This is a genomic window from Ottowia thiooxydans (assembly GCF_040548795.1).
In the GTDB taxonomy this organism is placed as follows: Bacteria; Pseudomonadota; Gammaproteobacteria; order Burkholderiales; family Burkholderiaceae_C; genus Ottowia; species Ottowia thiooxydans_A.
Map to the genome: position 1 here is coordinate 21689 of NZ_JBEPSH010000005.1, position 14456 is coordinate 36144.

The following is a 14456-nucleotide window of genomic DNA, read 5'->3' on the forward strand; positions in this document are numbered from 1 at the left end:
TTTTGAAAGGGAAAGAGTCAAATGAAATCACTACTCGACCTGTTCAAGCAATTCACGCCTGATGAGCATTTTGATGCCATCCGCATTGGCCTCGCATCGCCTGAGAAGATCCGTTCGTGGTCTTTCGGCGAGGTCAAAAAGCCTGAAACCATCAACTACCGTACGTTCAAGCCTGAGCGTGATGGCCTGTTCTGCGCCAAGATCTTTGGCCCGATCAAGGACTACGAATGCCTGTGCGGCAAGTACAAGCGCCTCAAGCACCGCGGTGTGATCTGCGAGAAGTGCGGCGTTGAAGTCACACAGACCAAAGTGCGCCGTGATCGCATGGGTCACATCGATCTGGCCGCTCCTTGCGCCCACATCTGGTTCCTGAAGTCGCTGCCTTCGCGTCTGGGCCTGGTGCTCGACATGACGCTGCGCGACATCGAACGCGTGCTGTACTTCGAAGCATATGTCGTGACCGATCCCGGCATGACTCCGCTGAAGAAATTCGGCATCATGAGCGAAGACGACTACGACGCCAAGCGCAAGGAATTCGGTGATGAATTCATCGCTCGCATGGGCGCTGAAGGCATCAAGGACCTCCTGCAAGGCATCGACCTCGACATCGAGATCGAACGCCTGCGCGGCGACCTCACCGGCTCTGAAGTCAAGGTCAAGAAAAACGCCAAGCGCCTCAAAGTGCTGGAAGCGTTCAAGAAGTCCGGCATCAAGCCTGAGTGGATGGTGCTCGACGTGCTGCCAGTGCTGCCACCGGATCTGCGTCCGCTGGTGCCCCTGGACGGTGGCCGTTTCGCTACGTCCGATCTGAACGATCTCTATCGTCGGGTCATCAACCGTAACTCGCGTCTGCGTCGCCTGCTGGAACTCAAGGCTCCAGAAATCATTGCGCGCAACGAGAAGCGCATGCTGCAGGAAGCTGTGGATTCGCTGCTGGACAACGGTCGTCGCGGCAAGGCCATGACGGGCGCCAACAAGCGTGCCCTGAAGTCTCTGGCCGACATGATCAAAGGCAAGAGCGGTCGTTTCCGTCAAAACTTGCTGGGCAAGCGCGTCGACTATTCCGGCCGTTCCGTGATTACCGTGGGCCCAACGCTCAAGCTTCATCAGTGCGGCCTGCCCAAACTGATGGCGCTGGAACTGTTCAAGCCATTCATCTTCGCCCGCCTGGAAGCCATGGGCATCGCCAACACCATCAAGGCGGCGAAGAAAGAAGTTGAATCCGGCACACCCGTGGTGTGGGACATCCTGGAAGAGGTGATCACTGAGCACCCCATCCTGCTGAACCGCGCACCCACACTGCACCGCCTGGGCATTCAGGCGTTTGAGCCCATCCTGATCGAAGGCAAGGCTATCCAGCTGCACCCACTCGTTTGCGCGGCCTTCAACGCCGACTTCGACGGTGACCAGATGGCTGTCCACGTGCCGCTGTCGGTAGAAGCCCAAATGGAAGCGCGCACTCTGATGCTCGCCTCCAACAACGTGCTGTTCCCAGCATCGGGCGAGCCTTCCATCGTGCCTTCGCAAGACGTTGTGCTCGGTCTTTACTACACCACCCGCGATCGCATCAACGGCAAAGGTGAAGGCCTGATCTTCTCCGACATCGGTGAAGTCCAGCGCGCGCTTGATGGCAACGCGGTCGAGCTCACAGCCAAGATCAGTGTTCGCCTGACCGAGTGGAGCAAAGACAAGGAATCGAAGGAATTCGTGCCCTCCACCAGCCTGGTTGACACCACTGTGGGCCGTGCCCTGCTGTCCGAGATTCTTCCAAAAGGCCTGCCGTTCTCGCTGATGAACAAGGCGCTGAAGAAGAAGGAAATTTCGCGTCTTATCAACGCTTCCTTCCGCAAGTGCGGCTTGAAAGAAACCGTCGTTTTCGCAGACAAGCTGCTGCAAAACGGTTTCCGCCTGGCCACGCGCGCCGGTATCTCCATCGCGATCGACGACATGCTCGTTCCGGTTGAGAAGCAAGGCATCATTGAACGCGCCGAAGGCGAAGTCAAAGAGATCGAGCAGCAGTACGTCTCGGGTCTGGTGACCTCTGGCGAGCGCTACAACAAAGTGGTGGACATCTGGGGCAAGGCCGGTGACGAAGTCTCCAAGGTCATGATGGCCCAGCTGGCCAAACAGAAGACCATCGACCGTCACGGCAATGAAGTGGACCAGGAGTCCTTCAACTCCATCTACATGATGGCCGACTCCGGTGCCCGGGGCTCTGCAGCTCAGATCAGGCAGCTGGCTGGTATGCGGGGTCTGATGGCCAAGCCTGACGGCTCCATCATTGAGACGCCCATTACGGCGAACTTCCGTGAAGGCCTGAACGTGCTTCAGTACTTCATCTCGACCCACGGTGCTCGTAAAGGCTTGGCCGATACCGCGCTGAAAACGGCCAACTCCGGTTACCTGACACGCCGCCTGGTCGACGTGACCCAGGATCTGGTGGTCACCGAGATCGATTGCGGCACCGCTGATGGTTCCGTGATGCGCGCCATCGTCGAAGGCGGTGAAGTGATTGAATCACTGCGCGACCGTATCCTCGGCCGCACCGCTGCTGAAGATCTGGTGAGCCCAGAGACACAAGAAGTCACGATCAAAGCCGGCCAGATGCTGGACGAAGACGCCATTGACGAACTGGAAGCAGCTGGTATCGACGAAGTGCGTGTGCGCACTGCGCTGACCTGCGCTACCCGTTTCGGTATCTGCGCCAAGTGCTACGGCCGCGATCTGGGCCGCGGTGGTCTGGTGAACATGGGCGAGGCTGTGGGCGTGATTGCCGCTCAGTCGATCGGTGAACCTGGTACTCAGCTGACCATGCGTACGTTCCACATCGGTGGTGCGGCTTCGCGTGCGGCAGTGGCCTCCAGTGTGGAAGCGAAGAGCAACGGCTTCATCGGCTTCAACCCGACGATGCGCTATGTGACCAACAGCAAAAACGAGTTGGTCGTGATTTCGCGTTCCGGCGAGATCGTGGTGCACGACGAGCATGGTCGCGAGCGCGAGCGTCACAAGGTGCCTTACGGCGCTACGCTGACGGTCAAGGCCGACCAGCAGATGAAGGCCGGTACCATCCTGGCCAACTGGGATCCGCTGACACGCCCCATCATCACGGAATTCGCCGGTGAGGTGAAGTTCGAGAACGTGGAAGAAGGCCTCACGGTTGCCAAGCAGGTTGACGAAATCACCGGCTTGTCCACCCTGGTGGTGATCGATCCCAAGCGTCGTGGCTCTGCCAAGATCGTGCGTCCTCAGGTCAAACTGGTGGATGCCGGCGGCAATGAAGTCAAGATCCCTGGTACCGACCACTCTGTGACCATCGGCTTCCAGGTCGGCGCTCTGATCCAGGTGCGTGACGGTCAAAGCGTGGGCCCAGGCGAAGTGCTGGCGCGTATTCCGGTCGAAGGCCAGAAAACGCGAGACATCACGGGCGGTCTGCCGCGCGTGGCCGAGCTGTTCGAAGCCCGTAGTCCTAAAGACAAAGGCATGCTGGCCGAGATCACCGGTACCGTGTCCTTTGGTAAGGAAACCAAAGGCAAGGTGCGTCTGCAGATCACCGACCCTGATGGCAAGGTGTGGGACGAGCTGATTCCCAAGGAAAAGAACATCCTGGTGCACGAAGGCCAGGTGGTCAACAAGGGCGAATCCGTGGTCGACGGTCCAGCCGATCCGCAAGACATCTTGCGTCTGCTGGGTGTGGAAGAGCTGGCTCGCTACATCGTCGACGAAGTGCAGGACGTGTATCGCTTGCAGGGCGTGAAGATCAACGACAAGCACATCGAGGTGATCGTTCGCCAGATGCTGCGCCGCGTCGTGGTCGAGAACTCTGGCGATTCGCGCTACATCAATGGTGAACAGGTCGAGCGCAGCGAGATGCTGGACACCAACGACGCTTTGCGCGCCGAAGGCAAAGTGCCTTGCACTTACACCAACCTGTTGCTGGGTATCACCAAGGCGTCGCTGTCCACAGACAGCTTCATCTCGGCTGCTTCGTTCCAGGAAACGACTCGCGTGCTGACCGAAGCTGCCATCATGGGCAAGCGCGACGAACTGCGTGGTCTGAAAGAAAACGTCATCGTGGGCCGTCTGATTCCAGCCGGTACCGGGATGGCCTATCACCAGGCTCGCAAGGTCAAGGACCAGATGGACGAAGAAGAGCGCCGCGCAATTGCCGACTCAGAAGCCGCGGAACTGGCCTTGGCGACTGCTGGTGGCGACGTTGCGGAAACTTCGCACTCCAACATAGACGACGCAAGCGCCGCAGCAGACTAAGCTGCCACGGTCTCGTGTGAGAATGACGCCTGCCGCGCTGCATCAGCAGCGCGGCAGGCGTTTTTTTATTGCCCAGCATAAGGGGCGGCGGACCTCGCGAAGCGTGGAAACGTGGGGGCCATTTTTAGGGGCCAGTGGCTCTGCGTGAGATGAGTTCCGAAAACCGATCTACCTTTTCTCCTTGATATGTGGAGCTCCCAACTCTTGTTCTGGCTCGCCGCCGCCGTCTTTTTCTTCTGGGCGGTCGGGGCGTACAACCGTCTGGTGCGGTTGCGCGCTGCTGTGCGCAAAGCCTTTGCGTCTTTGGACGAGCAACTGCTCAGGCAGGTTGTCTGGGTCCAGGGCTGCCTACCCGTCTCCATGCGCAGTGGCGTCACCACGGTGTCTGGTGCGCTGCAAGATGAAACAGATGCTGTGTGGAGACGCCTGTCCGCTGCCAGCGAGCAATTTTCCGTAGCCCTGGCCCAGGTCCGAGCGCATCCCATAGACGGTGCAGCCACCGCCAGCCTTGCCATGGCTCATGACACGCTGACAGGCGCCTGGGCGAGCGCAATGCGCGAAGCCGTGGCCGATGACGCCGACCCTTCTGCAGATCGGCTGGACACACGCTGGACCACCCTGCTTCATCAAGCGCTGCCTCTGCAAGACGCTTTCAACGCGGCGGTTCGCGCCTATAACGGCGCCATCAACCAGTTCCCCGCCATCTTTCTAGCCAAAATTTTCGGCTTTCGACCTGCCGGCCTGATTGATCACCTCGCCCCACCGGCCTGAAATCCAGGAGAGCCCGATGCAGGCGCGCCTGCCGACCCGAGCCCCAGAACCTGGGGCTGTGAGTTGGTTTGGGCAGAGGCATCTACCAAGCTTACGTCGCTCTTCTCCGCCGTCATCCCCGGATGGCCGGCCCCGCGCGCAGGCGGGGATCCAGGATTACCTGACACTACTTGCCCTGAAGCACACCCTCGCGAACCCAAAAGCGGCCAAATGCGCAGGCCCATCTCGCCGATTCACCCCAAACGCTGCGCCACTTCAAACCCTTCAACCTGTCTCGGCAGCAGCGCCCGCATACGTTCAATGCCACGCACAAAGTCGTCGTCGCTCAAGTCATATTCGAAGTTGCGATGCAACGCAACAATCTCCTGGGCGCAGGGGGCCCACTTGTAGGCGTGTCGATGCGCTGCGACCGCAGCCATAGGATCACTGCGATAGCGGATCATCGAACCCGCGAGCAGTTTCTGCATCAGTTCAAGCCTGGCAGGGTCGGTGCCGGCCCGATAGACCCACACCGCCGGAACGACTGGGGTGCCCTGCCATTCTTGCCATTCTCGACCCAGGTCGTAGACGTAGGCGAATCGTTTTCGCCCGCGCTCCTCGACAGCCTCGTTCTGAATGAGAAGGCGCGGCGTGGTCGCATCGTCCACCTCGACATGGCGCCGCCAAGGGCCAATCGCCAAGCCATACTTGCCCTTGAGCAAGGCTTCCAGAATGCGCACGGATGAGGTCGTCAGGCTCGAGATGGCAATCTCAGCCAAATGAAGCTCCTCAATGGGGCACTGCGAAAACAGGCACACACTGTCCGCCTTATCGCGAAACGCAATGCCCCAACTTCCCAGCCGGTGCCAGGAATCACCCAACTCGAACCAATCCGCAACAGCCATGGGCGTGATGTCCACTTGGCCTCGCGCAGCCAATTGCCGAACGTCGCTCGATTCGCAAGGCAGCAGAGAGACGGGCCAATCCTCACACGAGGTGTAGTACGGAATCCAGGGCACACTGCTAAAGTGGCCGACGGTGGTGGGAAGCTTCGGCATTCAAAATTACTAAACAACTCAGTGGCGAACCCTTCGGATTCACGGGCCGTCTCTCGCTATGTCTTGCCATCGCTTTGCATTCCGGCAAACCCAACCCACGGCGGATCAGGGTGCCGAAATTTAACACCGCTTCGCTGGCCCGCGGTCTACCCCGTGCTGCGCCTGCGCCCCAAGTTGACCAGCCCTGTCGACAGCGCCACACCACACACAATCACCGCCGCGCAGATCAACATCCACTGCGTCACGTGCTCGCCAAGGAACACCACGCCGTAGAAGACCGCAAACACCGGCACCAAGAAGGTCACAGTGAGCGCGCGCGCCGGCCCGGCATTTTCGATGAGGCGGAAGAACAAGATGTAGGCGATGCCCGTACTCGCCACGCCCAACGCGATGAGCGCAAGCCATGCTTGCAGGCTCGGCATCTGTGCGGGCCACAACCACAGCGCTGGCAAGGCGAGAAACAGCGTGGCGCCAATTTGGCTGCCCGTCGCGGTGGCGAGCGGCGGAATGCCACCCAGGTAGCGCCGCGTCGCGCTGGCTGAAATGCCGTAGCTCACGCAGGCGCCCAGGCAGGCCAACACCGCCCACAAAGCGGCGTTGCCATCTGCGTTGGCGTGCAGGCCTGCACCGCCCGCGCTGCGCGATGCCAGCATCGCCACGCCTGTGAAGCCAATCACCAGGCCCAGCAAACGCGAGCCGTTAGGCCGGTCCTTGAACCAGGCCCAGGCGACGAGCGCGCCAAACATGGGCACCGTCGCATTCACTACCGCCGCCAGCCCGCTGGTGATGGTGAGCAGCGCAAAGCAGAACAGCGCGAAGGGGATGCCAGAGCTCACGACTCCGACCAGCATCGTCGCCTTCCAGTGTTTCGCCAGCGTCGGGCCATGGCCGCGCACGAGCAACAGCGGCAGCAGAAACACGGCGGCGATCGCCACACGCACCGCGGCGGCCGGCAGCGCGCCGAACTCGGCCGCGCCGATGCGCATGAAAAGAAAGGACGCGCCCCACAGCGCTCCCAGCAACACAAGGTCGACGAGCCAGCCGCGTGGTGCGCCCGCCGCCGGTATTGCCACCGCCTTCACAGTGCGCCCTCAAGTTTGAGCAGCGTGGCCTTACGCTCAAGGCCGCCCGCGTAGCCGGTGAGCGAGCCGTCGCTGCCCAGCACGCGGTGACACGGCACGATCACGCTGATCGGATTGCGGCCCACGGCTGCGCCCACCGCGCGCACGGCGGCTGGCTTGCCGATGCCGGCGCTCAACTGGCCGTAGCTCGTGGTCGCGCCCGCCGGGATCGCCAGCAGCGCCTGCCAAACCGACTGTTGGAAGCTCGTGCCGTGCGACAGGTCCAGCGGCACGTCGAAGTGCTTTCGCTTGCCATCGAAATAATCGTGCAACTGCGCCACCGTCTGCAGCAGCACAGGGTGCGCGTCGTTCGTCTGCCAGCCCGCCATGTCGGGGAAGTGGCGTTGCGCGTCAAACCAGACGCCGGCCAGGCCGTGGTTGGTCGCGACGAGGCGCACGCCGCCGAGGCGGCTGTCGATGTGCGTCGTGTAGAGGAGGGGGGTCTTGAATTTCATATGCCAAATCAACCTGTAGTGTCTGTGGTGACCGCGTAACTCGCTAGGTCTTTACCAGCGGTGGTCGCGGGGAAAGGGTGTTCCATGCCCGGAGCACCGCGTACCCGCGCCAGGGGCGCCAGGCTTGAGAGGCTTCGGTGGCGGCGCGCGCCGTAGTGACGCCGAGCGCCTTCTGCAGCGCGACGTCGCCGGCCGGAAAGGCGTCCGGCCAGCGCAGCGCGCGCATCGCGATGTACTGCGCGGTCCAGTCGCCGATGCCGGGCAGAGCCTGCAGCGCGGCCAGCGTCGCGGGCACGTCGGCGCCCGCGTGCAACGTGAGCCGGCCGTCGGCCACTTCACGCGCTATCGCCTGCAGCGCGGCCTGGCGCTGGCGCACGATGCCCAGTTGCCCCAGCGCATCGCCGCTGGCGCTGGCAATTGCGGCCGGTGTGGGAAAAAGACGCGTGAGCCCAGCGACGGGCGTCTCGATCGCCTCGCCGAATGCAGCGACCAGCCGCTGGCCCAGCGTGCGCGCCGCCGCCACCGTGATCTGCTGGCCCAACACCGCGCGTATCGCAAGCTCGAAGCCATCCAGTGTGCCCGGCACGCGCAGGCCATCCCCCTCGGGAAAGCTCGCGTGCAGCGCTGCGTTGATCGCAATCGGGTCGGCGTCCAGATCGAGCATCGCCCGCACGCGGCTGATCACCACCGGCAGCGCCGCTGCCAGCGAATCGCTCACCGACAGCAACACTTGTTCGCGTTCGGTGTCGAAGCGCAACTGCAGCCAGCCCGCATAGCTGCGTGTGCCCTGCACGATGCACAGCGTGCGCGCCAGCGTGCCGTCGCTCATCGCCTCGACGCCCGCGAGCGCACGCCGCTCGAAGAAGCCCAGCATGGCGCCCGCGTCGTAGGGAGGCCGGAAGCCCAGACGCACTTCGATCGGCTGGCCCTCGCGGTGGCCGCCCGCTCGTCGCAGGGCGCTAGGGTTGAGCTTGTAATGCGCCACAAAGGCCGCGTTGAACCGACGCACACTGGCAAAGCCACTCGCCAGTGCCACCTGCGTCATCGGCAACTGCGTGTCGGCGATGAGCTGTTTGGCCGCGAGCAGGCGGCGAGTCTGCAGGTACTGCAATGGAGACACGCCAAACTGCGTTTCGAAGATACGGCGAAGATGTCGGTCGCTCACGCCCAGGCGCGCGGCGATCTGTGCGGCGCCCGGGCCACTGTCATCGCCATCGGTCCAGGCATCGGGTTCGTCGATAAGACGTGCCGCCTGCAGCGCCAGAATGCGCGAAGCGTCCTCGGTCGACCAGCTGGCCGCACGCGGAGCGAGTTCGGGGCGGCAGCGCAGGCAGGGGCGGAACCCACTGGCCTCGGCCTGTGCCGCGTGGCGAAAGAAAATGCAATTCTCGCGGCGCGGCAGCTTGACGCGGCACACCGGGCGGCAGTAGATGCCCGTGGAGGTCACCGCGGTGAAAAATGTGCCGTCAAAGCGGGCGTCGTGCGTCCTCATCGCGAGGTAACACGCATCGCCTTCGAGGCCAGGAGTGGAGGGTTTCGACATGGGGCAATGATAGGCGCCTGCCATTTTGGAGTTGGCCGTTTTCGGACATGTGGCTGTCGGTGCGGTCCCAAAGAGCGCAGGTTCGGTTTCGACAGCAGAACCTGGGCGGGTTGCCTTCTGCTCAAGATTCTCAGCAAGTGGCCCGGCGCCTCAAGCTGCCCAAGCTAGAGAGATCTCGGTGAAAACGAGTACAAATGCGCGCGTAACTATAGTCAACAGTGTTGACTTATTGTGTTAGCCTAACTCGTCGGTCGCTTCAAGCAGGTCATAGTGCGACTGGCTATGGCGTGTTAACACGCTCTAGAACTCTATCGGAACCCACCCGTGATAGGAGGCAAGCCTTGGAAAACCACTCTTCGCTCTCGCGCAGAACGATCTTGAGGCGATCAGCGGCCATTCCCGCCGCATCGATCGCGCTCGGAACTGCGGCACATGCCCAATCGTCGTCCGGCCTGCCGCCGGCCGTCCCGGAATCAATGAGGACCCCCGGTGGCCCTTTCCTGAATCCTCCTTACGGGCTACCCTCAGAGTTCGAAAAAGGCGTGGTCAGGGTGCTGCCTGCCGGCAACAATCCGTTCCCCACCGGTTCCCGCACACCATTGCAGTCGCTGCACGGCATCATCACGCCCAATGGGTTGTTTTTCGAAAGGCATCACGCAGGCGTGCCCAAGATCAACCCAGATCATCACCGCCTCATGGTGCATGGCATGGTCAAGCGCCCGCTCATCCTGAGCATGGAAGACCTTATGCGCTTCCCCTCGGTGAGCAAGATCCATTTCCTGGAGTGTTCTGGAAACAGCTCCTCCCAATACACAGGTCCGTCCGGTAAGACCGCACAGGAAATCCATGGCCTGCTGAGCTGTGTGGAATGGACGGGTGTCAAGCTTTCCACCATCCTGGCGGAAGTAGGTGTCGATCCAAAAGCCAAGTGGATCCTGGCCGAAGGCACAGACGCTGCCGCGATGACACGCAGCATCCCCATGAACCTGGCCATGGGCGACGCCATGCTGGCCTATGCACAGAATGGTGAAAAGCTGCGGCCAGAACAGGGCTACCCACTGCGCCTTTTCCTGCCCGGAATCGAAGGCAACATGAGCATCAAGTGGTTGCGGCGTCTCAAGATCGGAGACAAGCCCTTCTACACGCGCGAGGAAACTTCCAAATACACCGACCTTCAGCCAGACGGAAGCTCATTCGAGTTCACCTTCCTCATGGACGTGAAATCGGTCATTCTCACGCCGTCTGGTGGCCAGAAAATCACCAAGGGCTTTCATGAGATCACCGGCGTAGCCTGGACCGGCTACGGGCGCGTCAAGGCGGTAGATATTTCCACCGACGGTGGCAAAACCTGGCGCCAGTCGGTGTTGCAGGAGCCTGTTCTCAGCAAGGCGCTCACGCGTTTTCGCTTCCCGTGGCAGTGGGACGGCAACCCCGTCATCATCCAAAGCCGCGCCATCGACGAAGCCGGCAACGTCCAGCCCATTCGCAAGAAGATCATCGATAAGCGGGGCACGAATCAGATCTACCACTACAACGCCATTCAAAGCTGGAAAATCTCTGAAACGGGTGAGGTGACCAATGTCCACGCATAACCGTCTTACTCAATGGTTGGCGATAGGGGTGGTTGCAACCACCGCGGTCGTCTCGGGTAGCGCGCTGGCGCAATCGTCCAGCACGTCGCGCACAGCTCAAACACCGCCAGCACACTACGGCTTCGGCAAACTCGCCTCTCCGGAAGAGATTGCCGGCTGGAACATAGATATCAGCCCGGATGGCGTGGGGCTTCCGCCAGGCTCAGGCACAGTAGAGCAGGGTAAAGCGCTCTATACCCAGCTGTGTCTGGCCTGCCATGGCGAGAACGGCAAGGGGGCTTCAGCCGCGGCCCTGGTAGGTGGCGATGGAACCCTGAACACGCCCAAGCCCGTGCGCACCATAGGCAGCTTCTGGCCTTATGCCACCACGGTCTATGACTACATCAACCGTGCCATGCCCTGGGACAAGCCGCAGTCGCTCAAACCCGATGAAGTCTATGCATTGACGGCCATGCTGCTCAATGCCAACAAGCTCATCCCTGATGACGCGGTCATGGACGCCCAAAGCCTGCCAAAGGTGCGCATGCCCAACCAAAAGAACTTTAAAGCCGCCAAAAACAAGGAAAACATGATTCCTGGCGTGCGCTGCATGAAAGGCTGTTGATCGCCAGACAATGTCGTCCAAGGCGTTTGTTGCACACAACACTAGGCTGTTCTTGTGCATGGCTGGGGCATTAATTACCCCTAGCCGGAATCGATTCCCGCTGCCTTGGCGACAATGGAGGTTGTGACAAGCTTTCATCTCCTATTGGGCTGGAGACCGGGTATTCTTGGCCGCATGCTCACCGTGCTTGCCCTGTTATGGGCTGTGAGCATGGGTGCGGCTGCGCAGACCTCCGTTTTGTTGACGGAATTGCGCGGAGAACGGGCGCCAGATGGCCTGTACGTGTCCGCTCAGCTTAAGTTCGATCTGTCCGGGGCGGTAGAAGAAGCCTTGGGTAAAGGCATTCCCGTCTATTTTGTGGCAGAGGCAGACGTCTTTCGTGAGCGCTGGTATTGGTCAGACGCGCATGTCGCGTCCGCACGGCGCTACATGCGCGTGTCTTATCAGCCCCTGACCCGCCGGTGGCGCTTGAGCAGCTCTTCCGAGCCCCTGTCCAACGCCGGGCTGGGCGTTAATCTGGGGCAGTACTACGACTCGTTGCCCGACACACTGGCGGCAGTCCAGCGCCTTTCACAATGGAAAGTCGCAGACGCCTCCAATCTGGACGCAGACGCGCGGTATTCACTGCGCTTTCGGTTCTATCTGGACTCTTCTCAGTTGCCGCGCACCATGCAGCTGGGCAATATCGGCCCATCAGAGTGGAACCTGTCCGTAGACCGCCGGCTTGACATTCCGCCGGAGGCCGGTAAGTGAGTGAGCCGGGGCATCAGACGCCCGCCGTGGAATCTAAGAAACTCCGCCCGGGTAAAAAGCTCGCTCGCTGGGCTCTGTACCTGGCCATTGTGGCCATCATCGGTATCGGCCTGACGCTGGTGTTCCTGCTGGTGCAGGCCACCAACAACCGGCTTCTCTACGAACGCTACTACGCCAAGCTGTTCATCATCAATATGGTGGTGGCGGGCTTGTTGGCCCTGGTCATCGTCTGGGGCATCTACCGCCTCATTGCCCGATTGCGGCGCCGCAAGTTCGGTAGCCGCTTGCTCATCAAGCTGGCAGCCATCTTCGCCCTGGTGGGGGTTCTCCCAGGGATGTTCATCTATGTGGTGTCCTACCAGTTCGTATCTCGCTCCATCGAGTCCTGGTTTGACGTCAAGGTAGAGGGCGCCCTGGATGCCGGCCTGAACCTGGCTCGTACCTCACTGGAAACCCAGGCGCGCGATTTTGGCAGTCAGTTGCGCGGGGCATCCACTGCCTTGGTCAATACGCCAGACAGCCTGTCCGCCGTGCCCCTGGAACAACTGCGGGCGCAACTGGGCGCTACCGACGCCACCTTGTGGAACTCTTCAGGGCGTTTGATCGCCAGCACGGGCGCATCGCGTTTCGAACTCAACCCGGACCGCCCTTCTGCTCAACTGCTGCGCCAGGCGCGAACGCAAGGGGTGGCCACCCAGATTGAAGGCATTGACGAGGCCGCGGCCGTCGGGCCGGGGGAGCCAGCTGTCAATGCCCGCATCAAGGCCGTGGTGGTGGTCAATGCACGCACTGTGGGGCTGTTCGACGAACAGCGCTATCTACAAGCCGTACAACCGCTGCCTGTGGCGCTGGTCAGCAACGCCCTGGCGGTGCAGCAGGCCAACCGGGAGTACCAGGAGCGCGCCCTGGGCCGTGACGGGCTCAAGCGCATGTACATCGCCACGCTCACGCTCAGTCTGTTTCTGGCCGTGTTTGGCGCCGTTCTCTTGGCCGTCTTGCTGGGCAAGCAACTGGCCACCCCTTTGCTGATGATTGCTGAGGGCGTGCGCCAGGTGGCCGCTGGTGACCTGACGCCCAAAGTGGTGCTGCAAGGCCGCGATGAGCTCGAAGGTCTGACCCGCTCTTTCGCTGACATGACGCAGCAACTGGCCGATGCGCGCACCACGGTCGATTCCAGTATGCGAGAGGTTGAAGCCGCCCGCGCCAACCTGCAAACCATACTCGACAACCTGACTTCAGGCGTCATCGTGCTGGACAAAGACGGCACCATTCAGTCGTCCAACCCCGGCGCCACGCGCGTATTGCGGGCACCATTGGCGGCCAGCAGCGGTAAATCGCTGGGCGCATTGCCCGGCCTGGAAGATTTTGCGACCGACGTGCAAGCGCAGTTTGGCGAATTCGAAGGCGAGCGCGCCGAGCACGGCCTGGACCACTGGCAAAAATCCTTTGAGTTATACGGCAACGCCGGCGGCACCAGCTCTGACACCGTGACACTGGTTGCCCGCGGTGCAGCGCTGCCAGGAGGCTTGCGCCTGCTGGTGTTTGACGACATATCCGAGATCGTCTCTGCACAGCGCGCACAGGCCTGGGGAGAAGTCGCCAGGCGCTTGGCGCACGAAATCAAGAACCCACTCACGCCCATACAGCTTTCAGCAGAACGCCTTGAATTCAAGCTGGCGAGCAAACTGGCGGGTACGGAGCAGGCCCTTCTCATCAAGTCCGTCAAAACCATCGTGGACCAGGTCGACGCCATGAAGCGTCTGGTCAACGAATTCCGTGACTATGCGCGCTTGCCTGCAGCCGTTCTGCAGCCCATTGATCTGAACGAATTGATCAACGAAGTACTGCACCTGTACGGCGCCGGCAGCGACGAAGGCAGGCAAGACGCCTCAGCCGCCTTGCGCTTTGAATGCGACCCTAGCTGCCCCCGCATATTGGGCGACCCGCAGCAGTTGCGCCAGGTCATTCATAATCTGGTGCAAAACGCATTGGATGCCATGGAAAATCAAGTGGGCCGAGAGGGCGGCGTTGTCATCAGAACCCAATGGAGTGTTTCAGCACAAAGGGTTCGAATGAGCGTGCTCGACCATGGCCACGGGTTTCCTGATGCCATCCTGAAACGCGCTTTCGAACCGTATGTCACCACCAAGGCCAAGGGCACTGGCTTAGGGCTACCCGTAGTCAAAAAAATAGCAGAAGAGCACCGCGCCCGGCTGGATGTATCGAACCGAATTGTCGATGGCCAGGTAGTCGGTGCTCAAGTATCGTTATCATTCGAACCAGCACCTGTCAGAGACCCCTCGGTCACCTGACG

At 61.2% G+C, this 14456-nt stretch carries 10 protein-coding genes; 6 read left to right on the top strand and 4 right to left on the bottom strand.

Annotated elements, in window-relative coordinates:
- Positions 1-21: 21 nt before the first annotated feature.
- Both rpoC and ABIE13_RS12245 read left to right on the top strand, forming a co-directional pair.
- Positions 22-4266 carry a DNA-directed RNA polymerase subunit beta' gene (rpoC, locus tag ABIE13_RS12240; RefSeq protein WP_354443759.1) on the top strand — a complete coding sequence of 1415 codons (4245 nt, stop codon included), beginning with the start codon at positions 22-24 and terminating at the stop codon, positions 4264-4266.
- Positions 4267-4452: 186 nt separating this feature from the next.
- Positions 4453-5037, top strand: a complete 585-nt coding sequence (locus tag ABIE13_RS12245) for a LemA family protein (protein WP_354443761.1) — start codon at positions 4453-4455, stop codon at positions 5035-5037.
- A 233-nt stretch (positions 5038-5270) separates the two neighbouring features.
- Here the strand turns inward: ABIE13_RS12245 and ABIE13_RS12250 are convergent, their stop codons facing one another.
- The 4 genes from ABIE13_RS12250 to ABIE13_RS12265 all read right to left on the bottom strand — a co-directional run bounded on the left by ABIE13_RS12250 (position 5271) and on the right by ABIE13_RS12265 (position 9193).
- On the bottom strand, positions 5271-6074 hold the full coding sequence (locus ABIE13_RS12250; RefSeq protein WP_354443763.1) for an MqnA/MqnD/SBP family protein: 804 nt from the start codon (positions 6072-6074) through the stop codon (positions 5271-5273).
- 146 nt (positions 6075-6220) lie between these two features.
- Complete coding sequence (locus tag ABIE13_RS12255) at positions 6221-7156, bottom strand: DMT family transporter (RefSeq protein ID WP_436278408.1); 936 nt, start codon at positions 7154-7156, stop codon at positions 6221-6223.
- Positions 7153-7650: a methylated-DNA--[protein]-cysteine S-methyltransferase gene (locus ABIE13_RS12260; RefSeq protein WP_354443765.1), complete on the bottom strand. Its 498-nt coding sequence runs from the start codon at positions 7648-7650 to the stop codon at positions 7153-7155. The genes ABIE13_RS12255 and ABIE13_RS12260 overlap by 4 nt, the downstream gene beginning before the upstream one ends.
- 43 nt (positions 7651-7693) lie before the next feature.
- Positions 7694-9193, bottom strand: a complete 1500-nt coding sequence (locus tag ABIE13_RS12265) for a DNA-3-methyladenine glycosylase 2 family protein (protein ID WP_354443767.1) — start codon at positions 9191-9193, stop codon at positions 7694-7696.
- 341 nt (positions 9194-9534) lie between these two features.
- Here ABIE13_RS12265 and soxC point away from each other — a divergent pair, with 341 nt between their 5' ends.
- From soxC to ABIE13_RS12285, 4 genes are all read left to right on the top strand, one after another.
- A complete protein-coding gene (gene soxC / locus ABIE13_RS12270; RefSeq protein WP_354443769.1) occupies positions 9535-10785 on the top strand; it encodes a sulfite dehydrogenase in 1251 nt (416 codons plus the stop codon).
- Complete coding sequence (locus tag ABIE13_RS12275) at positions 10772-11389, top strand: c-type cytochrome (protein WP_354443771.1); 618 nt, start codon at positions 10772-10774, stop codon at positions 11387-11389. Before soxC ends, ABIE13_RS12275 begins: the two co-directional genes overlap by 14 nt.
- A 174-nt stretch (positions 11390-11563) precedes the next feature.
- Positions 11564-12142 (top strand): DUF4390 domain-containing protein, encoded by a 579-nt coding sequence (locus tag ABIE13_RS12280; protein ID WP_354443773.1) that lies wholly within the window; start codon positions 11564-11566, stop codon positions 12140-12142.
- A gap of 26 nt (positions 12143-12168) precedes the next feature.
- Positions 12169-14454, top strand: a complete 2286-nt coding sequence (locus ABIE13_RS12285) for a sensor histidine kinase (protein ID WP_354443775.1) — start codon at positions 12169-12171, stop codon at positions 14452-14454.
- Positions 14455-14456 lie beyond the last annotated feature (2 nt).